This is a genomic window from Streptomyces sp. NPDC003247, assembly GCF_042888135.1.
Classification (GTDB): Bacteria; Actinomycetota; Actinomycetes; order Streptomycetales; family Streptomycetaceae; genus Streptomyces.
On the sequence record NZ_JBIAPF010000006.1, the window covers coordinates 1 to 23,250 of the forward strand.

At 71.8% G+C, this 23,250-nt stretch carries 18 protein-coding genes and 2 pseudogenes; 8 read left to right on the forward strand and 12 right to left on the reverse strand.

Going from position 1 to position 23,250, the window contains the following annotated elements; all coding sequences use genetic code 11:
• Positions 1 to 559: 559 nt before the first annotated feature.
• The gene (locus ACFYWQ_RS20955) at positions 560 to 1,801 is read right to left on the reverse strand and encodes a DUF418 domain-containing protein (protein ID WP_389518355.1); all 1,242 of its coding nucleotides are present in this window, start codon (positions 1,799 to 1,801) and stop codon (positions 560 to 562) included.
• A 205-nt stretch (positions 1,802 to 2,006) separates the two neighbouring features.
• On the opposite strand from ACFYWQ_RS20955, the gene ACFYWQ_RS20960 reads away from it, so the two are divergent.
• Positions 2,007 to 2,675: a response regulator gene (locus ACFYWQ_RS20960; RefSeq protein WP_389518820.1), complete on the forward strand. Its 669-nt coding sequence runs from the start codon at positions 2,007 to 2,009 to the stop codon at positions 2,673 to 2,675.
• A complete protein-coding gene (locus tag ACFYWQ_RS20965) occupies positions 2,672 to 3,784 on the forward strand; it encodes a sensor histidine kinase (RefSeq protein WP_389518356.1) in 1,113 nt (370 codons plus the stop codon). The genes ACFYWQ_RS20960 and ACFYWQ_RS20965 overlap by 4 nt, the downstream gene beginning before the upstream one ends.
• Positions 3,785 to 3,997: 213 nt before the next feature.
• Here ACFYWQ_RS20965 and ACFYWQ_RS20970 read toward each other — a convergent pair whose 3' ends face one another.
• The 6 genes from ACFYWQ_RS20970 to ACFYWQ_RS20995 form a co-directional block, all read right to left on the reverse strand.
• On the reverse strand, positions 3,998 to 4,636 hold the full coding sequence (locus tag ACFYWQ_RS20970) for a histidine phosphatase family protein (RefSeq protein WP_389518357.1): 639 nt from the start codon (positions 4,634 to 4,636) through the stop codon (positions 3,998 to 4,000).
• Between the two features lie 1,010 nt (positions 4,637 to 5,646).
• Positions 5,647 to 6,297, reverse strand: a complete 651-nt coding sequence (locus ACFYWQ_RS20975; RefSeq protein WP_389518358.1) for a DUF305 domain-containing protein — start codon at positions 6,295 to 6,297, stop codon at positions 5,647 to 5,649.
• Positions 6,298 to 6,422: 125 nt separating this feature from the next.
• On the reverse strand, positions 6,423 to 6,812 hold the full coding sequence (locus tag ACFYWQ_RS20980; protein ID WP_389518359.1) for a DUF6153 family protein: 390 nt from the start codon (positions 6,810 to 6,812) through the stop codon (positions 6,423 to 6,425).
• A gap of 535 nt (positions 6,813 to 7,347) precedes the next feature.
• Complete coding sequence (locus ACFYWQ_RS20985; RefSeq protein ID WP_389518360.1) at positions 7,348 to 8,169, reverse strand: SDR family NAD(P)-dependent oxidoreductase; 822 nt, start codon at positions 8,167 to 8,169, stop codon at positions 7,348 to 7,350.
• Positions 8,166 to 9,557, reverse strand: coding sequence for a flavin-containing monooxygenase (locus tag ACFYWQ_RS20990; RefSeq protein WP_389518361.1), 1,392 nt, complete (start codon positions 9,555 to 9,557; stop codon positions 8,166 to 8,168). The genes ACFYWQ_RS20985 and ACFYWQ_RS20990 overlap by 4 nt, the downstream gene beginning before the upstream one ends.
• A gap of 119 nt (positions 9,558 to 9,676) precedes the next feature.
• Positions 9,677 to 10,348, reverse strand: coding sequence for a TetR/AcrR family transcriptional regulator (locus ACFYWQ_RS20995; RefSeq protein WP_389518362.1), 672 nt, complete (start codon positions 10,346 to 10,348; stop codon positions 9,677 to 9,679).
• A gap of 71 nt (positions 10,349 to 10,419) precedes the next feature.
• On the opposite strand from ACFYWQ_RS20995, the gene ACFYWQ_RS21000 reads away from it, so the two are divergent.
• Together ACFYWQ_RS21000 and ACFYWQ_RS21005 are read left to right on the forward strand one after the other, a co-directional pair.
• Positions 10,420 to 11,814: an MFS transporter gene (locus tag ACFYWQ_RS21000; protein ID WP_389518363.1), complete on the forward strand. Its 1,395-nt coding sequence runs from the start codon at positions 10,420 to 10,422 to the stop codon at positions 11,812 to 11,814.
• A gap of 341 nt (positions 11,815 to 12,155) precedes the next feature.
• Entirely contained in the window at positions 12,156 to 15,521 is a 3,366-nt protein-coding gene (locus tag ACFYWQ_RS21005; RefSeq protein ID WP_389518364.1) for a S8 family serine peptidase, read from the forward strand.
• Between the two features lie 226 nt (positions 15,522 to 15,747).
• On the opposite strand, the pseudogene ACFYWQ_RS21010 reads toward ACFYWQ_RS21005, so the two are convergent.
• The 4 genes and pseudogenes from ACFYWQ_RS21010 to ACFYWQ_RS21025 all read right to left on the reverse strand — a co-directional run.
• Positions 15,748 to 16,056 (reverse strand): annotated as a pseudogene (locus ACFYWQ_RS21010) (aspartate aminotransferase family protein); the annotation flags it as partial.
• Positions 16,057 to 16,084: 28 nt separating this feature from the next.
• Positions 16,085 to 17,200 carry an LLM class flavin-dependent oxidoreductase gene (locus tag ACFYWQ_RS21015; RefSeq protein WP_389518365.1) on the reverse strand — a complete coding sequence of 372 codons (1,116 nt, stop codon included), beginning with the start codon at positions 17,198 to 17,200 and terminating at the stop codon, positions 16,085 to 16,087.
• A 434-nt stretch (positions 17,201 to 17,634) separates the two neighbouring features.
• Positions 17,635 to 17,802 carry a hypothetical protein gene (locus ACFYWQ_RS21020; RefSeq protein ID WP_389518366.1) on the reverse strand — a complete coding sequence of 56 codons (168 nt, stop codon included), beginning with the start codon at positions 17,800 to 17,802 and terminating at the stop codon, positions 17,635 to 17,637.
• 195 nt (positions 17,803 to 17,997) lie between these two features.
• Entirely contained in the window at positions 17,998 to 18,960 is a 963-nt protein-coding gene (locus ACFYWQ_RS21025) for a zinc-dependent alcohol dehydrogenase family protein (protein ID WP_389518367.1), read from the reverse strand.
• Between the two features lie 171 nt (positions 18,961 to 19,131).
• Here ACFYWQ_RS21025 and ACFYWQ_RS21030 point away from each other — a divergent pair, with 171 nt between their 5' ends.
• From ACFYWQ_RS21030 to ACFYWQ_RS21045, 4 genes and pseudogenes are all read left to right on the forward strand, one after another.
• On the forward strand, positions 19,132 to 19,776 hold the full coding sequence (locus tag ACFYWQ_RS21030) for a TetR/AcrR family transcriptional regulator (RefSeq protein WP_389518368.1): 645 nt from the start codon (positions 19,132 to 19,134) through the stop codon (positions 19,774 to 19,776).
• Between the two features lie 117 nt (positions 19,777 to 19,893).
• Complete coding sequence (locus tag ACFYWQ_RS21035; RefSeq protein WP_389518369.1) at positions 19,894 to 20,274, forward strand: hypothetical protein; 381 nt, start codon at positions 19,894 to 19,896, stop codon at positions 20,272 to 20,274.
• Positions 20,275 to 20,279: 5 nt separating this feature from the next.
• Positions 20,280 to 21,632 (forward strand): caspase domain-containing protein, encoded by a 1,353-nt coding sequence (locus tag ACFYWQ_RS21040; protein ID WP_389518370.1) that lies wholly within the window; start codon positions 20,280 to 20,282, stop codon positions 21,630 to 21,632.
• A 54-nt stretch (positions 21,633 to 21,686) separates the two neighbouring features.
• A pseudogene (locus ACFYWQ_RS21045) lies at positions 21,687 to 21,926 on the forward strand (IS701 family transposase); the annotation flags it as partial.
• Between the two features lie 83 nt (positions 21,927 to 22,009).
• On the opposite strand, the gene ACFYWQ_RS21050 reads toward ACFYWQ_RS21045, so the two are convergent.
• Entirely contained in the window at positions 22,010 to 23,023 is a 1,014-nt protein-coding gene (locus ACFYWQ_RS21050) for a LacI family DNA-binding transcriptional regulator (protein ID WP_389518371.1), read from the reverse strand.
• Between the last annotated feature and the right edge of the window lie 227 nt (positions 23,024 to 23,250).

Genomic DNA, 23,250 nt, shown 5'->3' on the forward strand with positions numbered 1-23,250 from the left:
CTCGTCGCCGGCGTGGCCACCGTCTCGACGCTCACCACCGGCTACGCGGCCCTCGCCGTGCTGCTGGCAGTCGGCCCGCTGCTCACCCTGGCACTCCGTCCCCGCACGGCACCCGCGGCGAAGTAGCCCGAACGCCCAAAGGGCGACGCCGCTCCGCGCGCCTTCAGCCAGGACGACCTGGCGGGCTACCGGTCCGGGCTGCACGAGGCGCTGGTCAAGAGCCCGGAGAAGGCGGGCGAGCCTGCGCAGCAGCAGGGCGAGCCGGATCACCAGCTCGCGGAGGGCGGCGCGGACGTCGGCGCCGTCCAGGGCGTGGTGGCCGAAGGCGTACCGGACGGTTGTGGTGGCGGGCAGGGCGGCCAGGCCGCCGACCGGGCCCACGGCATCGACCCCGTCCCGTCGTCCCCCGGGGGCCGATGCCGTGCAGGGCCTCCACCGGCAGCGGCGCCAGCCGGCCCGCGGCCCGCACGGCGTCCAGGCCCTGGCCTGCCGGGTCGTCGAGCTGCCAGGCGTCACCCGATGCGGCAGACCGGCCGGGTCGCGGCATTCAGGAGGGGCGTCACCTGATGTGGCGGGCCGGCCGGGTCGCGGCATTCAGGAGGTACTCCAGCGGACCCCGGCGGAACAGGCGGGTCCAGACCAGTGCGAACACCACGGCTGCTGTGATGTAGCAGGCCAGCACCGGCAGAGCCGACATCGAGTCGTCCTCATTTCCGAAAACACCAATGGCGACGATGTGCAGCACGTAGGCGCTGAGCGACACCGTGCCCACCGCCGCAACGGGACGCAACAGGCGTGTGAGGCGGGGCGTCCGGTACGTGGCGCTGATACACGCCGCGACCACGACCAGGGTGGCACCGGTGTTGCCGAGGATGGAGAAGGTCGTCTGGCTGTGCGGTGCGGCCACCAGCAGCCACTCTCGCGGTGTGCCGTCCGTGACGTCGCCGACGGCATCGGACCACCAGGCGGATGATGCTGAACCGCCGCCCGTGGCGGCGGTGATGACGGTGCGGGCCTGCGGAACGAGGTGCAGGGCCAGCCAGGAGCCGCCGTAGCCGGCCACGGCGAGCGCGCCGCCGGTCAGGGCGAGGCGGGCGCGGACACGGGCGTCGGCGAGGTCGAGCCGGGCCACGGCCATGCCCGCGATCAGGAACGATGCCCAGGTGAGGACCGGGTACTCGCCGGTGAACAGCAGTTCCAGGATCCCGTCCGAGTCACCGATCTCGGCCAGCGGGTCGCGGGCGATGACCGTTTCCGACCAGGTTCGCTCTTGAATTGACTGCCGTACGGCCCACAGCACCTGGGGCAGGGCGAGGGCTCCCGCGGCGGCGATCGCCGCGAGCGTCCTGGCCCGCAGCCGGTACAGCGGGAGCACGGTGAGGAAGATCAGCCCGTAGAAGGCGAGGACGACGTCGATCGACGTGTCCAGGGCGGTGAGGGCGAAGCCCAGCGCCACCAGGGCGCATGCGCGGATGACGATCCTGCCGGCCGCTTGCCGTCCCTCGCGTCCGGTCCGCGGGTGAGGGCGGCCGGTGATGACGACGAGGGAGAATCCGGCGAGCACGGCGAACAGCGCGGAGGAACGGCCACGCGCCAGCTCCATCAGGAACCCTGTCGGCCCGCCCACCGACGGGGCAGGGCCGACGTGGGCGGCGTACATGCCCAAGACCGCGAGTCCGCGGGCGAGGTCGACGCCGAGCAGGCGTCCGGTCGACGGCGCCCCGGCAGGGGCCCGGAGAGGGCCGATCACCGTGGTGGGTCCGATGACCTCCGGTGCGACCGAGGATGCGTTGTCCGCCATGGTCTCCACGATCGGCGGCAGGCCTCTCGCATCCCATCCGCCGACTGTCCGGAGCCACCCTGCCGACCGGCCGTACCTGTCCCCCGGCCGTGCGGACGAAGCGGTACCTGTCTTCGCCCTGCGGATCAGATCAGCGCAAAGTAGCCTGAAGGTCACATAGGGCGTCACAGGATCCTGCGTTAATCCGATGGCGGGCGGAGCACAGGTGATCCGGGTACTGGTGGTCGACGACGAGGCACTGATCCGTACGGGCTTCCAGCGCATCCTCGACAGCGCGGACGACATCGAGGTCGTAGCGGCCGTCACCGGCGGCCAGGCGGTCCGCGCCGTGCGGGAGTCGCGTCCGGACGTGGTGCTGCTCGACATCCGCATGCCGGACGTCGACGGACTCACCGTCCTGACCTCTCTGCACCAGCTGCCCAACCCGCCGGTGGTGGCCATGCTCACGACGTTCGGCATGGACGAGTACGTGGCGACGGCGCTGCGCTGCGGGGCTGCCGGTTTCCTGGTCAAGGACACCGATCCCGAGCAGCTGCCGTATCTGGTGCGGTCCTTGTCGAACGGCGGTGCCGTGCTGTCGTCCACCATCACCCGCACCGTCGTGGACGGCTACCTGGACAACGGCCACCAGGAGGAACCCGCCGCCCGGGCGGTCGCACGGCTGACCGACCGCGAGCGGGCCGTCCTCGTCCTCATCGGCGAGGGACTGTCCAATGCCGACATCGGCCAGCGGATGCACCTGAGCACCGGCACGGTCAAGGATCACGTGAGCGCCATCCTCGGCAAGCTGGAGGTGAGCAGCCGGGTTCAGGCCGCCCTGCTCGCCGAACGCGCGGGTCTGCTCAGGCCGCCGGAGCCCCGGGAGGACGGATGAGGCCACGGCGCCCGCCGGCCTGGCTGATCGATCTCGCTCTGGTCGTGACGGCGCTGCTGGACACGTGGGTCAATGTGCAAGGCGAGGCATGGCCGGTCCTGGCCTGTGCGCTGCTCGGCGCCGTCGCGCTGGCGCTGCGCCGTCGACTGCCCCTGGTGGCCTTCGTCCTCACGCTGCCCAGTGTCCTGGTCACCGACGCGGTCTTCGCCGCTCTGGTTGCCCTGTACACGCTGGCTTCCCTCAGCCGCCGCCGCACCCTGCTGGGTGCCTGCGCCGTCGCGTTCACCGCGTGCAACGTCACCGCGTGGCCCTGGTCGTCACCGCAGTTCGCCGGCCTCTCCGGCACCTTCGCCCTCATTACTGTCAGCTACCACCTGGCGGAGGCGGCCGCGCCCGTCTTCCTGGGCCAGCTCGCCCAGGCCCGACGTGAACTCTCCCTGCGGCTGGCTGAGATCTCCGCGGTGCGCGAGCACGAGCAGCTGCTGATCACGCAGACGGTACTGGCCAAGGAACGCGCACAACTCGCCCGGGAGATGCACGACGTGGTATCCCACCAGGTCAGCCTGATCGCCGTGCAGGCGGGGGCGTTGCAGATGATCAGCCGTGACGCGGAGGTCCGGGACGCCGCGTCAGCGATCCGGCGGCTCAGCGTGCACACTCTCGACGAGCTGCGGCAGATGGTCAGCGTCCTGCGCGCCTCCGGGAGCCGCCCCACGGAGCTGACCCCGCAGCCGTCCCTCGCCGATCTGCGACGACTGGTGGACGACAGCGGTATCGAGGCCGAGCTGAACACCGACCTCCCCGACGGCCTGCCGCCGCCGCTCCAGCGCGCCGTGTACCGGACGGTGCAGGAGGCACTGACCAACGTACGCAAACATGCGCCGGGCGCGAGAACCACGATCCGTATCCACCACAAGGACGGCACCGTACAGGCCACCGTCACCAACACCACCCCCACCAGCCTCCCGCTCCCCCTGCCGAGCTCCCGTCACGGCCTCGTCGGACTACGTCAACGCGCCGAACTCCTCGGTGGCACCATCGCCTGCGGACCCACGGCCGACGGCGGCTACGAGCTGCGTCTTGCACTCCCGGTCGACGGCCCGGCGTGACCGGCGCGACCGGCGTGACCAGCGGCTGCGTACACGGCATGCGCCACGCGAGCCTGTGGCCACGGCGGAGGCAAGGCAGCTGAGCCGGTGCGAAAGCACCCTCAAGGCCGCGTCTTCGCGGCCCGCACCACCGAGGTCGAGCAGAACCGGGGCCCTGGGGGCGTCGCCGGACGCCCCCCGGCAGGTGGCGGTCTGCCGGACCGCTCTCGCCCCTCAGACGAACATTCCGCGGTCGCTGAACCTGTGCCGGGGCGCGGTCAGCGGGGTGAGAGGCACAGGCGGTGGCCGGCGAACGCCTTGGACAGGACATACGTCCGTCGGCTGGACCCTCCAGACGCCGTCACAGCAGGTGAGGTGGACGGCGTTCAGGGGCGGCACCGAGAGTTTCCAGAGTGCTCGGGGCGGTGCGGACAGGGCATGGACCAACACTGCCTGCGCTACGGCTGCTTCGACGATGGCCAGAGTGCGGCCGGTGTCCGCAGGCAGGCTGCTGAGCCACTGCGCGATCCGGCGGCAGAGCTGGCGTGCGGTTTCCCCGCCGTGCGGCGCGGCATCCGGGTCTGTCAGCCAGCTGCTGTACCCGCACGGGTCCGCAGCGACGACATCGGCCACCGTACGGCCGCGCCAGGTGCCGTAGTCGATGTCGCGCAGTGCGGGATCCACCGCGGCCCGCACCCCGAGGCCTGCGGCGATCAGCGCAGAGCCGGCCGAAGGGGATCTCAGGGTCGCCGAGTGCGCGGGAGGCGATGTCAGGGCGGCGCCCACATCATGAGGCGCGCGCTCACTGAGCGGGGCGCAGCCGAGGACCGTTCGTGCTGGGCTCGCACACAGAAGTGTCAGGCGGATCGTCATACAGATGCCTCCTCGCTGGCCCGGTGCCATGGCGACGTCCCTTGCCTTGGCAGACGCCGACCTTCCCCAGCATCCGTGCAGGCTCCTGCCATGCCCATCCGCCAGGAGTCCGGACCACCCCCGCCGACTGGCCGGTCCCCCCATACCGACTGGAGCGCCCCAGTCGGCTGAACATCCCCCTGGCGACGGCGTCCGGCCCGGCGGCCGGAACCAGCGCGCGTGCGTCAGGGGGGCCGGCTCCGGCTCCGTGGGCTCGGGGCGGTCGGTTCAGGTGCCGGGCAGGCCGGTCAGAGCCGCGACCAGTACGACCATGATCAGCGGCCCGGGGTGGTCTCAGCGAGGGCGAGTCCGCGGACCATCTTGCCGGCGCCGAGCCAGCCGTAGTGCTGGACGGCCTGCTGGGCGACGTAGGCGAGGACGGCGGAGGCGAGGACTGCGGAGGCTCCGCCGAACGTGACAAGGGCCCGGCACGGCTCACAGGAGCAAGCCTGCCGGCGGAATGCGCGCCCGCAGGCCGCAGCCCCGGCGGTTCGTGATGGTGGGCGTCGTCCGGGATCAGCGGCGCGGGCCCGTCGTCGGTGCCGTGTGCTGCTGCTGGTGGAAGCATGCGCGGGGCGAAGCGGGCCAGTAGCCATCCGACGACCGCGGCCGTGGGCGGGCGGTGGAGGACGGTCCGGCTCCGGCCGGCGTCGGTGAGGCGGAAGGCGCCGAGGTGGCCGGCGGTGTGGACGGTGTCGTCGGCCGGGTCGACGCCCAGGCCGTGCAGATGGCCCGTCCTGGGATCCGCGGCGGTTGTGTCGCCCGGGTCGGTGCCGGGGGGCGGAGCAGGGGGCCGGCAGCAGGGCTGCTGCCAGGAGAGCGGCGACGGGCCCGCGTCGCCGGAGTATGCGCACAGAAGTGATCACGTGCGGGGCCAAGCTGGTGAAAAAGGGAGCAGGCGGAGGTCGGGTGTGCCGGGGTGGGGGCGGGCGCCATCCGGGCGCCCGCCCCCGCTGTCCCGGCGGGCTCGGTCAGTCCTTGCCGAACAGCTCGTTCATCTGCTGGATCTCGGCGGTCTGGGAGCTGACGATCTGCCCGGCCATCTTCTGGGCCGGGGCGTAGGAGCCGTCGGCCTGCTCGGTCTCGGCCATGGCGACGGCGCCCTCGTGGTGCTCGGTCATCATCTCCATGAAGGCGGTGTCGAACGCGGCGCCCGACGCCGCCATCAGTTCGTCCATGTCCTCGTCGGTCATCATGCCGTCGCTGCCGTGCACGGAGTGGTCCATGGCGCCCTCGGGGGGCACCTCCTCGCCCCAGGAGGTCAGCCACCCGGACAGCGTCTCGATCTCCGGGTCCTGGGCCTTCTTGATGTCCGCCGCGAGCTTCTTCACCTCGGCCGACTGCGCCCGGCTGGGCGCCAGGTCGGCCATCTCCACGGCCTGGCGGTGGTGGGGGATCATCCCCTGGGCGAACGCGACGTCGGCGGCGTTGTGCTGTCCCTGCGACGCGGACGCCGAAGCGGCGGCGGACGAGGACGTGCCGCTGTGGCCGTCGTGCCCGGCCGAGCCGTCGCCGCTGCCGCCGCTGCCGCCGCTGCCGCCGCAGGCGGCCAGGACGAGGGCGGCCGTGCCGGCGAAGGCCACGGCCGCGCCGCGGCGGATCAGAGAGCGCTTACGGGTCATGGTGGTGCAACTCCTTCACGCAACGCCGCTCGGGGCGCGCGAAGTCGAAAGGGATGTGACGATCAGGCGAAAGCGCGGCACCCGCCCCCGGCCAGGGGCGTACAGGAGGTGCCGTGCGGGCCGCTCTATATCCGCAGGAGTTGCAGCTCGGACAGGTCGGGCGGCGCCCGGCCCCGCACAGCCTTCGCCGACGAGGCGATCACGGCTTCGGCGGCGGCCGGCGCACCGGGCAGCGCCGCGGCCAACGCGGGCGGCGCATAGGCGGAACCGACGCCGGCCGCCGCACACATGCCGTCCGCGTGCGCGAGGTGCCCGGCGCCGCCATGGGTGTGCGAGCACGCTCCGCTCGCATGTTCCGTGGCAGGAGCGTGGGCCATCGCCATGGTGTGCCCGGGCGCCGGCGTCCCGCCGGGAGCCAGTGCGTGCATGCCCAGGACACCGGTCAGCACCGCCAGCACCAGCAGCACGAACAACCGCCCGGCGGGGCGGCGGCTCGGTCGGGCGCCAACGGTCATGCCGCCATCGTACGATCCGGCCCGGCGCGGGACGCCGAAGTGCCCACTGCACGACCGTGGTCGATCTCGGCGCTACCACCTGTACCGCGACTACTCATATCCGGTGAGACACGCAAGTTCGCGGAAACTGAGGGTTCGTCAACGCGAGCCCGAGGGCCTGGTGTCCCGATTCTTGCGGGTTGGACAGGCCGATCGGCTCTGCGGCTCGATCCCGGGTGAGGGGTTGCGCTTCGGGCTTTTGCTTCGGGCTTTTCAGGATGACGGGTGGGGGCCGTGATGGCGGGGTGGCTGTCAGCGCAGATCTGCTCTGGGACGCGGCGGACCAGACCATGCAGGTGATTCCACGGTTACGGCGCATGGCGGTGACGACTGGCTGTCTCGGCTTGTTCGGTCTGGTGCTGTGGGCGGATTCCGACGTCACGACGTGGCGGAAGACGTGTCCGGGAACCGATGTCGAGGGCAGGAACGCCCGGTGGGGCATGCCGGGGATCCCTGACTGACTCAGGCCCTCCCGGCGGGTGCCCGGACAGCACACCTAGGGGGCGGCTCGGTGCCGCCTGACCATGCCTGCGGCGAGCGGTGACCGGTCGAGGTCGCCGGCCCGGATCCGGCCCGCGACCGTGCGCCGGACCAGCCGGTCGGCGAGACCGGGGCAGTGCCGGGCGAGCGCGATCTCGATCCGGCCGCGACGGGTGGTGGCCACGTCGCGCGGCGCCTTGCGGGCGGTGGCGGCACCCAGGATCGCGTCGACCACGCCCTCCAGCGGCTCGTACCGGGAGACGCCGTCGAGAGAGAGTCCGGCGGCGGACGAGGCGTCGTGGATCGGCGAGGCGACCATGCTCGGATGGACCACGCTCACCCCGATGTGCGTGCCGACCTCGAGCCGGAGTGCATCGGCGTAGGCGGTGACCGCACGCTTGCTGACGCCGTACCCGGCGGCCAGCGGCAGCGCCATGAAGGCCATCCGGCTGGCGACGAAGACGATCCGTCCGCGCGAGGTCTCCAGCGCGTCGATCGCGGCGGCGGTGGTCCGCCAAGCGGCCAGCAGGTTGACCTCCAGCTGCCGGTGGACCGCCGTGTCCGGGGGCAGCTCGGCCGGGGCGGGGCCGCCGACCCCGGCGTTGTTGATCAGGAGGTCGAGTCCGCCGAGGCGCTCCACGGCGGCGGCCACGGCGGCCGGGCCCGCCTCCGGGTCGGTCAGGTCGGCGCCGAGTACGGGCACTTCGCCGACCGCGCCGTCCCGCAGATCGAGCCCGACCACCCGGGCGTCGGCGGCGGTGAGCCGCTCGCACAGCAGTCGGCCGAAGGTGCCTGCCGCGCCGGTGACGATCACGCGGCGGCCGGTGAGAGTGGTCATGCGGATTCTCCCTGGGTGGGGACCACGGCAGCGGTCTGGGCCGTCGGGCGCGGCGGCGCTCCGTACGCCACCCCGCGGCCCGCGCGACGGCGTCGGACACCCTCGGCCAGCTCCCGGGCGGCCAGGGCGAGGTAGGCGTCGAAGTCGATCCGCATGGCGGGCCGGCGTCCGCCCCACCGGGCGGTGGCAGCGCGCAGGTCCGCCGCGCAGTCGGCGCGCTGGGCGGCCGGGTCCGGCAGGGCGTACTCGCCGGCCAGATGGGCGGCGACCAGCCGGGCCTGCGCCTCGACCACCGGCAGCGCGGAGCCGGTGGACTGCATCAGCCCGACGAAGAACAATCCGGTGGTGTCGAGCGGGAAGACGTGCCGGTAGAGGTGGAGCGCGTCCGGGCCCGGGCTCAGCAGCGCCGGGTCGAGGAAGGGGATCTCCACCCGGTAGCCGGTGCACCACACCACCAGGTCGACCGGTTCGGTACGGCCGTCGGTGAAGGTCACCGTGGAGCCGTCGATCCGGCTGATCCCCGGGCGGACCCCGATCTCGCCATGGGTGATCCGGCTCAGCACCGTGTCGGAGAGGGTCGGGTGGTCCTGCAGAAAACCGTGGGCGGGGGCCGGCAGCCCGTAGCGCTCGGGTCGCCCCACCGCCGCGGTGATCATGGCCTGGCTGATCCGCTGGCGCACCCGCCAGGGCAGCCGCCGGGCCAGCGCGCCGTTGAGGCTGTCGGAGGGCTTGCCGAGCAGGTACTTGGGGACGATCCAGACCCCTCGGCGCAGCGAGAGCAGGGTGGTCGCGGCCGTGTGCGAGGCGTCGACCGCGATGTCCATGGCGGAGTTGCCGCCTCCGACCACCAGCACCCGCCGTCCGGCGAGCTGCTCCGGGCCCCGGTAGTCGTGGCTGTGCAGCTGCTCGACCGCGGGCGTGCCCGGGTGGGGCGGCGTGGGGAGCCGGGGGGTGCTGTTGTGCCCGTTGGCGACCACGACCGCCTCGGCGGCCACGGTGACCGGGCCGTCCGGGCCGTCGGCGGTGACCCGCCAGGAGCCGTCGTCGCAGCGGGTGACCTGCCGCACGGTGTGCCGGAAGCGGATCGAGTCACCGAGCCCGAAGCGGTCGGCGTAGCCGGCGAGGTACTCGGCGATCCGGGTGTGGTCCGGATAGTCCGGCCACTCGACGGGCATCGGGTGGTCGGCGAACTCCGTGCGCCGCCGAGAGGTGTTGAGGTGCAGGGTCCGGTACGCGGAGGAACCCGGCGCTCCGAGGACCCACAGGCCGCCGGGGCGGTCGCCGGAGTCGAAGCAGAGCGCGGACACCCCCCGGTCGGCGAGCGCCTTGAGCGTCGCCAGTCCCGCCGGTCCCGCACCGATCACCACGACCCGGGGCTCCCCGAGCATGCCGGCCTCCCTGACGCACTTGATGGCAGTTAATCCATCAACTGTTGGATTGATGACCCGGGCATCATGCGGCCGCGCCGGCCGGCGCGTCAAGGCACGCCGGGGACGGAGGGGCGGGGTCAGTCGGCGCCCGGCCCGTACATGCGGTCCATCCAGCGGTGCAGGAAGGCCCGCAGCTCCCGGCGCTCCCGCGCGCCCGCCCGCCCGGAGAGCAGGCTCACCACGTGCGCGTGCACCGCCCAGACCAGGCTGCGCACGGCGATGTGCGGAACCGGCTCGGTCAGCAGGCCCGCCGCGTCCGCGTCCGCCAGCGCCTGCTCGACCTGGCGGTAGAGGGGGGTCGCGTACCGGGCGTCGAACTCCGCGTGCCGCTCCGGCTCCAGCCAGCGGCGCAGCCACAGCGCGGTGGTCTCCGGACGGTCCTCGAGGAAGTCGACGAAGGTGTCGAGCAGTTCGTGCAGGGCCGCGAGCGCGGCGCGGGCCGCAGCGTCCCCGGCCGCCTCGCCGTAGGCAGCCACCGCGCCCAGCGCCGCATGGGCGGCCTCGCGCAGCGCGGCCTGCTCGGCCTCGAACACGCGGGCGAAGCAGGCGTCGTACAGCTCGGCCTTGGTGCCCACGTGGTGATGGACGGTGGACACGTCCACTCCGGCCGCCGTCGCGATGTCGCGGACCCCGACCGCATCGAAACCGTGCCGGGCGAACAGTCCGGTGGCCGCCTCCACGATCAGATCAGCGGTGGCGCGCTGCTCGGCGAGGCGTGGCCGCCCTGGGCGGCGGCGGGGAGTCGTCATAGCCGCCATCCTGCCTTACTATCCAGCGAAACTATCCAGCGAGCGTTGGATTATCTGGCAGGGGTGGAGACGTGTCGCAGGCGAACCGGACAGCGGCGCATGACGCGCCTACGCGCGGAAACAGGCTGCCCCTCGGCGGGCTGCTGATGTTCTCCGGCGGCTCGCTGGCCATGGGGGCCTGGGTCACCGTGCCGGGCCTGCTGCTGCTCTACTTCCTCACCGACGTTCTGGCGGTCGACCCTGCCCTGGCCGGGCTGGTGCTGCTGCTGCCGAAGATCGCTGATGTGCTGCTCCACCCGTGGGTGGGCCGGCTGTCCGACGCGGACCTGGCCCGCCGCGGCCACCGGCGCCTGCTGATGGCCGCCGCCTGCGCGCTGCCGGTCGCCTTCGCCCTGCTCTTCGCACCACCAGGCGGTGTCACCGGTCCGGCCGCGGCGGCCTGGGTCGCCGTCGCCTTCGTCTGCGGCAACCTGCTCTTCGCCCTCTACCAGGTGCCCTACCTCGCCGCCCCGGCCGACCTCGGCATCGGCTACGCCGAGCGCACCCGCCTGATGGGCTTCCGCATGGTGGTGCTCACCGCGGGCATCCTGGTCTGCGGCCTGGTCGCGCCGCTGATCACCGGGCAGGACGACCCCACCCGCGGGGGTTACGTACGGATGGGCGTGATGCTCGGCCTCGGCATGCTGGCCACGATGGCGCTGGGCATCCGCGGGGTACGTCGCCTCACCGCTGCGGTGCCCGCGCCGGTTCCGGCTGCCCGTCCCGGCGGGCTCGGCGCCCTGCGCGGCGCGCTGCGCGACCGTCAGTTCCGAGTGCTCACCGGCTCGTACCTGGCCATGTCCACCACCAGCCACCTGGTGCTTGCCGCCGTGCCCTACTACGCCGAGTACGAACTCGGCCGTCCCCGGCTCACCACCGTCCTGGTCGCCGCTTTCGTGGCACCGGCCTTGGTGGCCACCCCGGCCTGGGTCGCCGCCGCACGCCGCTTCGGCAAGCAGCCGCTGCTCCTCCTCGCACAGGGGGTCTTCACGCTCGGCTCACTGGCCCTCGCCGTCGGGCGGCCGCTCGGACTGCCCGCGCTGGTCGGCGCGGTGGCGGTGCTGGGTATCGCGTTCGCGGCGATGCAACTGCTGCCCTTCTCGATGATGCCGGACGTGATCGAGGCGAGCGGGGCCACCTCCACGGCCGGCGCCTACACCGGGGTCTGGACCGCGGCCGAGGCGACCGGCGCCGCGCTCGGCCCCTACCTGTACGCCGGACTGCTCGCCCTCAGCGGCTTCACCGCCAGCGTGGCCGGCCAGGCGGTGACCCAGCCCGGCACCGCCCTCACCGCCCTGCGCCTGGGCTTCGGACTGCTGCCGGCGGCCCTGATGCTGCTTGCCCTCCTCGTCCAGCGCCGCTACACCCTCGACCGTCGCCTGCGCGTGGCGGAGGCCTCGAAACACCTTGCCCACGACGCCTCCTGACCGCCTGAGCAACTGCCCGATGAGGGAGTGCCCGCACAGCGGCGTACTCCCGTCCGGCCCGCATGGTGTCGCCTTTTGCCTCCCGGCTGGGGCCACTTGCCCGACAGCGGCCACTGCTCGCCGCCGGCCCACCAGGACGGCTGCTCGTCGAGACCGACGGTCGGCACGGTCGGCCGGCCGTGCCGACGTCGAGGACCGGCACGACATTTCACACGATCACGATGAGGTCTAGACCTTATTTCACACCGATGAGGTCTAGACCTTCCCGAGCGAGCCTGGAACACTTAAGATTCCTGTCCTGTACCCGTCAATGTGGCGGGTACAGGAGGGGAGACGACTTCATGTTCGTGAAGTTAAGACGCGGCTTACCGTCCGTCGTCGTCCTGAGCGTCGCTCTGGCAGCGCTCCTGCCCGCGCCACCAGCGGCCGCCGGTCCGGTCGCTGACGGTGTCTTCAGCGGCGGAGTCAGCCAAGCGTTCGACTCGGCCGAGACGATCACGCTCATCACCGGTGACGTGGTGACCGTGGCCAATGCGGACGGTCAGCTGACCTACACGATCGACCCGGCCCCCGGCCGCCGCGGCATCGGCTACCGCGAGGAACGCGGCCCGGGTGCCGACGGGACCGAGCACGTCAGCCTGATCCCCTTCGACGCCGAGGCCCTCGTCTACGCCGGGAAACTCGACGCGCGCCTGTTCGACCTCACCGAACTGGCCGCCGCGGGTTACACCGACGCCGACACCGACGCGTTGCCGTTGCTGGTCAGCTACGACCAGCCCGGCGCGACACACCGTACGCTCGCCGCCGGCTCCCACGTCACCCACACCCTCGAAAGCATCGACGCCGTCGCCCTGGACCAGGACAAGTCCAGCGCCGGCGCGTTGTGGGACACCCTCGTGACCGACGAGACGGCATCCACTCTCGACCTCGGTTCGAACGTGTCGAAGGTCTGGCTCAACGGCCGTATGGAGGTGCGGGACGACGTCTCCGTACCGCAGATCGGCGCTCCGGACGCCTGGGCGGCCGGGTACGACGGTACGGGCACCACGGTCGCCGTGCTCGACACCGGGTACGACCAGACCCACCCGGACCTGGCAGGCCGGGTCGCCGAGGCCAAGGACTTCACCGGCAGCCCCAACGGCACCAAGGACATGCACGGCCACGGCACGCACGTGGCCACGACGATCGCCGGTGACGCCGCCGCCTCGGACGGCAAGTACGTCGGTGTCGCCCCCGGCGCCACCGTCATCGTCGGCAAGGTGCTCGGTGACAGCGGCAGCGGGACACAGGCCGGCGTCATCGACGGCATGGAGTGGGCGGCGGGCGAGGGCGCGGACATCATCTCCATGAGCCTCGGCGGCTACGCCTCCGACGGCACCGACCCGGAGTCCTTGGCGCTCAACGCCCTCACCGAGCAGACCGGCGCCCTGTTCGTCGTGGCGGCGGGCAACTCCGGCGCGGCGGAGACCATCGGATCACCCGGTTCCGCCGACGCGGCGCTGACGGTCGGAGCGGTCGACTCGGGGAACGCGCTGGCGTCGTTCTCCAGCCGGGGTCCCCGGGTGTTCGACGGCGCGATCAAACCCGACATCACCGGACCCGGCGTCGCCGTCATCGCGGGACGTTCCTCGACCGGATCCGCGGGCACCGCGGTGAACCAGTACTACACGAAGATGTCGGGCACCTCGATGGCCACGCCCCACGTGGCCGGGGCCGCGGCGATCCTCAAGCAGCTGCACCCGGACTGGACGGCCAGGCAGCTCAAGCCGTTCCTGACCTCCACAGCCGTCCCCGGCGCCTACACGGTGTTCCAGCAGGGCACCGGCCGCGTCGACCTGACCCGCGGTGTGACGCAGTCCGCGTACGCGTCCCCGGCGAGCATCTCCACCTACCTGGAGTACCCCGCCGACACATCCGTGACCAAGACCGTCACGTATCACAACGACGGTGACAGGGACCTGAACCTGACGTTGAGCCTCGCCGCGAAGAACAACGCCACCGGCGCCGCCACCGACCTGTTCGGCCTCGACCGGACCTCGGTGGTCGTGCCCGCGCACGGCACCGCCGACGTCACCTTGACCATGGACCCGTCCGCTGACGACTTCGGCGTGTACGGAGGAGTCGTCACGGCCATGGACGGCGACACCCGTATCCTCACGGCCGTCGGCGCCTACAAAGAGGTCGAGACCCACACCGTGCACTTTCCGATCACCGCGAAGAACGGTGACGCGGTGTCCTACAACAGCATCGCCATGAGCCGTCCGCTGAACCTGACCACCGGGAAGCGCCACACCCTCGGGATCGACTACGAAGCCGGACAGCTCTACGCCAGGCTCCCCAAGGGCACCTACAGCTTCGAGGGATACGCCTACTACCCGACGGACGAGGAGAACACCAGGGACGTCGGGTACACGCTCAAGCCGAGCGTCGTCATCGACGACGACATCGACGTCGCCTTCGACCAGTCCGAGACGACCCCGGTGTCCATCAAGGTCGACCGGGCCGAGGCATACGACGCCTACCAGACCTTCTACGCCCTCCAGACGCTCAACGGCACGGTGTACGGAGGCGGTGTCCATCTGACCGGGATCCTCGGGACCCGCAACAACCTCACGGCCACCCCCACCCCCGCGGTGACCGACCGGCAGTACGAGGTGTTCTACCGCACGAACAAAATCGACCCGCTGGCCGATCCGTACCTCGACGAACCCGTCGCCGGCCAGTACGCCTACAACCTGATCCACTCCTTCGGCAACCGCGTGCCCGCCAAGGCCACGTTGCGCCGGCAGGACCGGGATCTGGCGGCCGTGCGCGAGAACTACCACGCGCCCGCAACGCCCGACGGCACCTTCGGCCGGCAGAGCGACTACCCCCGTTTCGGCGGCTACTCATTCCCCACCCTCCCGCACGTCGTGCCCTACGGCGACGACGTCGTGCATTACTACAGCACCGAGCCCGGCACGTCGTGGGCAAGTCAGGTGAGCTACTACGACGGCGAAGGCGCCCAGCTGGCGTACGAGAGCACGCCCTTCACCGAGCGAGCGAAGGGCAAGAGCGAGGTCGACTGGTTCGGTTCGCCGCAGACCAGTGCGGCGTACGCCAGCCGCGCGGCCGGTGCCGACAAGCTCACCGTGGCGTACGCGCCGTTCTCGTCCTTCACCGCCGCCCACATGGGCACGAGCACGGCGAACAGATCGCTGACCTTGGCGCGGGACGGCGTGACGCTGGGAACCTCCAGCGGCACCTCGGCGAGCTTCACCGTCCCGGCGAGCGCGGGTACGTACACGCTCACCGGCACCGCCACGCGGCAAGCGGCGTGGACGGATCTGGCGACCAGCGTCCACACACAGTGGACGTTCCACTCGGCGCAGGCGGCAACCGCCGCGTACGCGCCGCTGTACACCGTCCGGGCCGACGCGCACACCGACCTCACCGGCCGGGTCCGTGGCCCGTCCGCCACCGTCGACATCACCCTCGACCCCGGGTACGCCACCGGTGAGGAGATCGGGACGGTGACCGCGCAGGTGTCTTTCGACGACGGTGCCACGTGGGCGAAGGCACCGATGGTGCGCATCGCGGCCGGCTGGAAGGCACACGTACCGCGGCCCCACGGTGGAGGCCACGTCTCCTTGAAGATCACCGGGGTCGACACCTCCGGGAACTCCGTCGAGCAGACCACGATCCGGGCCTTCGCGTTCGGGTCGTGACTGCCGGATCCCCAGACGGGCTCTGACGGGCTCTGACGGGCTCTGACAGGCTCTGACAGGCGAGGAAAGGGGGCGCCGCCGATCCCTCGGCGGCGCCCCGAGCGGTTCCGAGCGGGGTGATCCGATGGGTTCGGCGGCGGTCCAGGTGCCCGATCAGCTGACCAGGAACCAAAAAAACACCATGCGTGCGACATGAAAGGCGGGCGAGGGGCGACGGCCCGGGTGGTCAGACGCGGAACAGGGACCCCACGAACTCCGTGAGCAGCCGCTCCTTCAGACGCGGAGGCAGCGCGTCCAGCAGGGCCAGCACCGGTGCCATGCGCGGCGGCAGCCCCGTGGTGCCGTCGCCGTCCGGACCGGCGAAGACCAGGATGCCGGCGACGTCCTCCGGCGTGAGGGCGTCGGGGTCGAGGCCGGCGGCCAGTGCGGCCAGTCCCGGGTCCACGACGACCGGTTCGGCCTCTCGCGCGGCGGTGACCGAGGCGGCCAGGTCGGCGAGGAGCGGACCGACGCGGTCGGCGGTCGCCGGAGTCACGGCGGCGGAGCGAGCCGGCGTGCGGGTGTCACCGTCGTGGTTCGGCCGCCGTGAGAGCCCGCAGCCGCGGGGCCACCTCCTCGCCGACCCTGAACGCCTCCTCCAGGTGCGGGTAACCGGACAGCACGAACTCCTCCACGCCCAACCGCCAGTATTCCGCCAGGCGTTCGGCGACCTCGTCATGGGAGCCGACGAGCGCGGTGCCGGCGCCCTCGCGCACCAGGCCGATGCCCGCCCACAGATTGGGCGCGACGGTGAGCGCCCGGGTGTCGCCGCCGTGCAGGGCCGTCATACGGGCCTGGCCGGTCGAGTCCATCCGGGCGAAGCGTTCCTGGGTGAGCCGGACGGTCTCCGGATCCAGAGTGGACAGGATGCGAGCCGCCTCTGCCCATGCCTCGTCGGCGCTGTCCCGGGAGATGACGTGCACACGCAGCCCACAGCGGACGGTGCGGCCCACCGCCGCCGCCCGCTCGCGCAGCCGGGTGACGCGTTCGGCGACGGCGGACAGCGGCTCACCCCACAGCAGTTGGACGTCGGCGTGCTGCGCGGCGACCTGTTCCGCCTCGGCCGAGGCGCCACCGAAGTAGAGCGGTACGGGCGCGTCGAGGGTCGGCTCCACCAGTTGCGCGCCGGACACCCGGACATACCGGCCGTCGAAGTCGACGGACTTGCCGGCCAGCAACCGGGCGACCACGTCCATGAGTTCCCCGGTACGCGCATACCGTTGCGTCTTCTCCAGCGGGTCCCCGTAGGCGAGTTGCTCCACCGGGTCACCGCCGGTGACCACGTTGAGCGCGATACGGTCGCCGAACAGTCTGCGGAAGGTGTCCGCCTGCTGGGCGATGAGCGTGGGCTGCGTCAGCCCGGCCCGGAAGGCGACCAGGAAGCCGATCCGCTCGGTGACCGCCGCGACGGCGGAGGTGAGCACCCACGGGTCCACACAGCCGAGGCCCACCGGGGTGAGCACCTTGCCGAAACCGGCCTGCTCGGCGGCGCGTGCCACCTGGGCGAGGTAGCCGAGGTCGGCGGGGCGCCGGGTGGCCGCGGCGGTGCGGCCCTGCACGGCGGTCACCCCGCCGGGAGAACGGCCGTCCCCGCCGGTCGGAAGGAACCAGTGCAGGACGGGAACAGCGTCGGACGGCATACCGGGAAACCCTTCGGAGGAGAGGCAGGAGGAGATCAGAGCGGAAGGAGATCAGAGCGGAAGGAGATCAGGGCGGGAGGAGATCAGGGCGAGTGGGAGTGGAAGCGGATGTGGGGAACGGGCGCGATGCCGGCCGCCGGAGCGTCGCCGGGACGGTGAGGTCCGTCCGGCGTCCCTGCGGCGCCGGTGCGGCGGGCGGTGCGGGGACGCCGAGGGCGCTCGGGACGCTCAGGAACAGAAACAGCGGAGGCGGCGACACCCGTGAGCGGACCGGCCGCCCGCCCGGACCATGAGCGCGGGAGACACACACGGGCGCGACTCACGGACGACGTTCATGGACGCATCGTTCAAGGTGACGCTGCCGACGGCAAGGGACGTTCCGGCATATGGGCATCGCGCGACCGGTGCTCGCCAGGGACACCCCGCCGATCGCGTCAGGCGAGGGGGTAGCCGACGATGCTGTGGGTGGTGACCGGGATGTCCTCGGTCGTGCAGTAGTGGCCGGCCCGCCCGTCGAAGCGGGCGCTGTCCCCGGCCCGCAGCAGGTACGACCTTCTGCACTGGTCACACCGGCGACGCCGACGCCGACACCGAGCCCGCATCAGCCACTGCGAACGACGCGGACACAGCAATGGCGTTCGACAACGGGGCTGACGCTTGACCGCCTGTTCGAAGGGTCGATGCGTACGCGGGCGGCTGGTCGACGGGTCCGACCAGCATCCATGTGTTCGCCCGGACTTGGCGTACCTGTCTGTCCCTCGGGGGCCGATCTGCCGCGAACCCCGTCCCCGCCCGGCTCAGGGCGCCAGCACGATCCTGCCGAACACCTCCCCCGCGTCCATCTCGCGGTGGGCCGCCACCGCCTGGTCCAGCGGCAGCACCTTGTGCACGACCGTGCGCAGGTGTCCGTGCGCGGCATGGGCGAACTGGGACGACCGCACGGCCTGCCGGTCGGGGCCGGGCACGGTGTCGGAGCTGAAGGTGGCGAACGACAGCGACCTGCGGAAGGCGTCCATCAGCCGCATGCCGAAGTCCGCCGGCGGCTGCCCACCGACCACACCGACAGCCACATACCTGCCATTGGGGTTCAACTTGTCCAGGAACAGGGGAAGCCGGGAACCCCCGACGACATCGATCACCACGTCGAAGCCCGCCGGTGCGTCCGGGCCGCCCTCGCCGGAGCGGTCGAGGACATGGGTCGCGCCCAGGTCCCGCAGGCGGGTGCCACGCTCCGCCGATGAGGTGGTGACCGCCACCGCGCCCGCGCCGCCCCCGGCTGCGAGCTGGACCGCCGTGATCCCGATGCTGCCCGCCGCACCGCGCACGAGCACCGTCTCGCCGGGCGTGAAACGGGCCCGGTGCAGGGCGAAGTGGGCGACCACGCCGGAGCCGCCGATGGTCACCGCGTCGGCGGCGGTCAGAGCGTCGGGCAACGGAAGGACGTCCCCGACCGCGGCGACGGCCTGCTCGGCATACCCACCGGACAGGCCGGTGAACGCCCACACACGCCGCCCGATCCACGAGGCGTCCACATCCTCTCCCACCGCGGTGACGCTTCCCGCGACCTCGCTGCCGAGGAGATGCCCCTCACGGAAGCCGTAGGCGGCGAGCGTTCCCCGGCGGATCAAGGCGTCCACGCCGCCCGCCCCGATCGCCTCCGTGGCGATCCGCACCTTCCCCGGCCCGGGAACGGGCTCGGGCACGTCGACGACCTCCAGGCCGTCGGGGTCTCCGAACGTCCTGATCACTACGGCTTTCATCTCTGCTCCCCGGATCGGTGCACGGACGTGTCACAGTTGCTGCGGTCGTGGCGGCGAGCCGGTCCCCACAGCCACCGAGGCATCATGGGTAGAACGCCGGGACAGGGCGGCGGCAGCACCGCCATCGGACCGTAACGGACGCCCTCGCCCCCCTGACGGAAGTGAGAAAGGATGACCGGCCACTTATCTCGGACCGTGCGCTCCGACGCCCGCGACAACCGGGCCCGTATCCTGGACGCCGCCCGCACGGTGTTCGGCGAGGAGGGCCTGAGTGCGCCGATGCGCGAGGTCGCCCGGCACGCCGGCATCGGCCCCGCCACGCTGTACCGGCACTTTCCGACCAAGCAGGTACTGATCGCGGAGACCTTCGCCGAGCAGCGGCGAGCCTGCGCCGCCGCCGTCCATGACGCCCTCACGGACACGGACCCGTGGCACGGATTCCGGAGCCTGGTCGAGCGGATCTGCGAACTCCACGCGCACAGCCGGGGATTCGCCGACGCCTTCATGACGGCCTTCCCCGGGGCCATGGACCTCGCCGCCGACCGTGAGCGGACCCTGCGCGCGGTCGCCGAACTGGCCCGTCGTGCCCAGAAGGCCGGCCGGCTCCGCCCCGGCTTCGTCGTCGACGACCTGGTCCTCATGCTCATGGCCCACCGGGGCCTCCGTGACACGCCGCCTGCCGCCCGGGTCACGGCCTCCCGCCGCTTCGCCGCCTACGTGATCGAGGCGTTCCGCGCCGCACCGGAGGATCCGGCGCCCACACCGCTGCCGCCGGCACCACGCCTGCACCACGCGCACCCGCCCAGCACGCCGTGAACCCGCCGCCGGGCCCGCGCCGCGGGCTCGGCCGGAGCACGGGACGTTGCCTGTCGGCAGCCGGGATCTCGTCGAATCCCCTGGGTCATGAGGATGCTTCCTGGCACCATGGTCGGCATGACGCAGGCGCACACGGAAAGACCTGAAGTGGAGTTGACGGTGTCCGGCGACGACGCCGAGACGCATCTGCTGGCACTGCGCGACTGGCTGGGCCTGGAAGACGCCCTTCGTGGCCGTCTGGAGTTGCGGGGATCCGCACCGGAGCCGGGTCACATGGGGGTGGCCCTCGACGTGGTGGCGGTGGCCCTCGGATCGGGCGGCGCGGGCGCCGTGCTCGCCCGGTCACTGTCGACCTGGCTGATTCAGCGCCGCACGGACGTCAAGGTGTCGGTCGTCGCGGCGGACGGTCGCCGCGTCGAGGTGGATGTGCGCCGGGCGGCCGATCCCGAGCACGTCATCAGGGAAGTCGTGGCCCTTCTCGACCAGTCCCGCAACTGAGCCTTATGCCGGACCCGTGGATTCCCGACGGAAGCGCCTCGCGCGCCGTGCTGATCGGCGCACCCGCATACAAGTCCGCCGCCCTTGCGGAGATACCGGCCGTGCGGAACAACCTCACCGCACTGTGGGAAGTCCTGACCGGGGAGCACGGCCTGCTCCCCGCGGACCACTGCCAGGTCCTGGGAGACCAGGATCAGCCACTCGACAAGGCGACGTTGGGCAGCGCGCTGGCCGCGGCCCGGCGTGAGGCCACTGATCTGCTGCTGGTCTACTACGCGGGCCACGGGCTGCTGGACGAGGACGGGTTCTTGCACCTCACCTTGGCTGACGCGGAGCCTGACAACGTCGCCTACACCGCTGTATCGCTGGAGGTGGTCAAGCGCGAACTGTCCCGCGCCCGCGCCAGAGCCAGGGTCCTGGTGCTCGACTGCTGTTTCTCCGGCCGGGCCGTGGCGGCGATGAGCACGCCGGACAGTCTCGTTGCCGGCCAACTCGAAGTGACCGGCACCTTCACCCTCACCTCCACGACGGCCACCGCTCCCTCACACGCACCGCCGGGAGCCACGTACACCGCCTTCACGGAGGCCCTGTTGGGAGCGCTCCGCGCTCCAGGCCCCCTCACCTTGGACGGCATCTACACCTACGTGGACCGCGACCTGGCCAGGCGGGGCCTCCCCCGTCCGCAGCGCCGTTCGGTGAACGCCGCCAGTGACCTCGTCCTGGTCGGCGGTCCCGTCGCGGAGCGCCCGGTGAGTCAGAGACCGACGGGCCCGTCACAGGTACGCTTCACCCAGGAGATGAGCCCCGGCAAACGCCGTTGGTACGCCTTTCTGAGCACCCTGCTGACCCTCCTGGCCTGCGGGCTCGGCTACGCCACGTGGCTCCGGCCGAGCGCTGCGGCAGGTGCGCTTGTCATCGCGCTGTTGCTGCTGGTCCTCGCCTGGGGAGCGGCCGTGGCGGCACGTGAGAAACCACGCAGCCTCATGGTCGACGCCACAGGGCTCGCCCTGGACCGCGACGGCGTCTCATGCCACATCCCGTGGCAGGACATCGACTACCTCGGGGTGCTGCGCCGGTTCACCTACACGAGTAGCAGCGCCAGCCCTGGCGCCAGCCGCAGGACCGCGTCCCAGATCCTGGTGGTCCGCCCACACCAGACGGCCCCACGCCCCGACAAGACCTTCGTGCTGCACGCCGACTATCAGGAGCTGCGGAACTTCGGTTACATCGGGATCTGCGAACTGAGCTTCGTCGACGCCGATCCGGTGGTACTGCGCCGGGCCGTGGAACGTCTCGCCGGGCCCCTGTTCCGTACACATCGCGATCTGGTCGACATGGATCCCAGACTTCCCGCCTAGTTACTGCAACGGTGCTTGCCGTGACTGCTGACCGGCTCAGTCGTCGGTGTGGTCATGGGTGGGAACCTTGCTGGTGTCAGGCGGTGGGCGAGTGAACTGGATGCCTTGCATGAGCGGTTCGTGCACCGGTCCAACCGGGAGGAGCCGCATGAGTCGGCGCTGGCTTGCCTGCGGGGACTGATCGCTCCGCTGGAGCGGAAGAACGGCCGGACACTGGCGGAGGAGGCCGGGCACGCGGGTCCCGATCGCATCCACCGGCTGCTGAACCGGATCAACGCCAACACCGAGGGAGTCGAACCGCAGCGAGGCGGGCGGCCGCGCGTGGCCGTCCCGCCAGCGTATCGACGTGCTCCCCGGCCCAGAGGCCAGGGAGCACGTCAGGACGACTCGCGCACCACCAGCTCCGTCGGCAGTGTCACCTGCTGTCGGTCCGCGCCGTGCTGAGTGATGTCGATCAGTATCCGGGTCATCGTCCGGCCCAGCTCCTCCACGGGCTGACGCACCGTGGTGAGCGGCGGGCTGGTGTGGCGGGCGAGGATGGAGTCCTCGAATCCGACGACGGCGACATCGTCCGGCACCCGCCGCTTCTGGCGACGGAGTTCGGCCAGGGCGCCGACGGCCATGAGGTCGGAGGCGGCGAAGACGGCGTCGAGGCCCGGCGCGCGTTCAAGCAGCGAACGCATTGCCCGGCGGCCCCCCTCCTCGGTGAAGTCCCCCGCCTCGACCAGGGATTCGTCGGCCCGCAGTCCGGCCTCGCGATGGCCCTCGCGCCAGCCCGCGAGCCGGCTCCGGCCGACGTCCATGTCGAGTGCCCCGGTGACGGTGGCGATGCGGCGGCGGCCCCTGTCCAGCAGGTGCCGGACGGCCGCGGCGGCGCCCCCGGCGTTGTCGCAGCTGACGTAACTGAGCCGCTCCCGCTCGTCGCGGCGGCCGGCCAGCACGGTCGGCAGCCCCATCTCCTCCAGCATCCCGGGCAGCCGGTCACGCGCGTGGACCGAGACCAGCAGCACACCGTCGACCCGGCGGGTCGCCACCGTCGCGGCCAGCTGGTCCCTCTCGAACCGGTCGCGGACGAGCGTGAGTTGCAGCTGGATCCGCGTCTCGGCGAGCGCACCGCTGACGCCGCGGATCAGGGCGGCGAAGAACGGCTCCGAGCCGAGCCGGCTCTCGGACTCCGGTATCACCAGGGCCATCGCGTCGGTGCGGCTGGTCACCAGGCCGCGGGCCACCGAGTTGGGAACGTAGTTCAGTTCTTCGATCGCCGCCAGTACCCGCGCACGGGCATCGGCGCTGACGAGGTCCGAGCCGTTGATGACGCGGGACACCGTGGTCCGCCCCACCCCGGCACGGGCGGCGACCGTCTTGATCGTGGGCTGGTCGTTCCCTGTCATGTGTCCCTCCCGGCGGCAACCGCGGCAGCACCGGCCGCGGACGTGACCAGCGGTAATTGTGGCAGACGCCACCGCGCCGGCACCGGTCTCCCGGAGTCACCCATCCGAAGCGGGGTGCTCGGTCGGGCAACGAATCGTCTTCAGGTCATTGACATAGCCGTTCGCTGCCACGAGTCTTCCAACCGCCGGTGGGCACGTTCCCACCGCCAGTTGGGCACGTTCCCATC

Coding starts and splice junctions, on each gene's coding strand:
- ACFYWQ_RS20955 (WP_389518355.1), bottom strand. CDS start 1,801: ATGGCGGACAACGCATCCTCGGTCGCACCGGAGGTCATCGGACCCACC.
- ACFYWQ_RS20965 (WP_389518356.1), top strand. CDS start 2,672: ATGAGGCCACGGCGCCCGCCGGCCTGGCTGATCGATCTCGCTCTGGTC.
- ACFYWQ_RS20970 (WP_389518357.1), bottom strand. CDS start 4,636: ATGACGATCCGCCTGACACTTCTGTGTGCGAGCCCAGCACGAACGGTC.
- ACFYWQ_RS20975 (WP_389518358.1), bottom strand. CDS start 6,297: ATGACCCGTAAGCGCTCTCTGATCCGCCGCGGCGCGGCCGTGGCCTTC.
- ACFYWQ_RS20980 (WP_389518359.1), bottom strand. CDS start 6,812: ATGACCGTTGGCGCCCGACCGAGCCGCCGCCCCGCCGGGCGGTTGTTC.
- ACFYWQ_RS20985 (WP_389518360.1), bottom strand. CDS start 8,169: ATGACCACTCTCACCGGCCGCCGCGTGATCGTCACCGGCGCGGCAGGC.
- ACFYWQ_RS20990 (WP_389518361.1), bottom strand. CDS start 9,557: ATGCTCGGGGAGCCCCGGGTCGTGGTGATCGGTGCGGGACCGGCGGGA.
- ACFYWQ_RS20995 (WP_389518362.1), bottom strand. CDS start 10,348: ATGACGACTCCCCGCCGCCGCCCAGGGCGGCCACGCCTCGCCGAGCAG.
- ACFYWQ_RS21005 (WP_389518364.1), top strand. CDS start 12,156: ATGTTCGTGAAGTTAAGACGCGGCTTACCGTCCGTCGTCGTCCTGAGC.
- ACFYWQ_RS21015 (WP_389518365.1), bottom strand. CDS start 17,200: ATGCCGTCCGACGCTGTTCCCGTCCTGCACTGGTTCCTTCCGACCGGC.
- ACFYWQ_RS21020 (WP_389518366.1), bottom strand. CDS start 17,802: ATGCGGGCTCGGTGTCGGCGTCGGCGTCGCCGGTGTGACCAGTGCAGA.
- ACFYWQ_RS21025 (WP_389518367.1), bottom strand. CDS start 18,960: ATGAAAGCCGTAGTGATCAGGACGTTCGGAGACCCCGACGGCCTGGAG.
- ACFYWQ_RS21030 (WP_389518368.1), top strand. CDS start 19,132: ATGACCGGCCACTTATCTCGGACCGTGCGCTCCGACGCCCGCGACAAC.
- ACFYWQ_RS21035 (WP_389518369.1), top strand. CDS start 19,894: ATGACGCAGGCGCACACGGAAAGACCTGAAGTGGAGTTGACGGTGTCC.
- ACFYWQ_RS21040 (WP_389518370.1), top strand. CDS start 20,280: ATGCCGGACCCGTGGATTCCCGACGGAAGCGCCTCGCGCGCCGTGCTG.
- ACFYWQ_RS21050 (WP_389518371.1), bottom strand. CDS start 23,023: ATGACAGGGAACGACCAGCCCACGATCAAGACGGTCGCCGCCCGTGCC.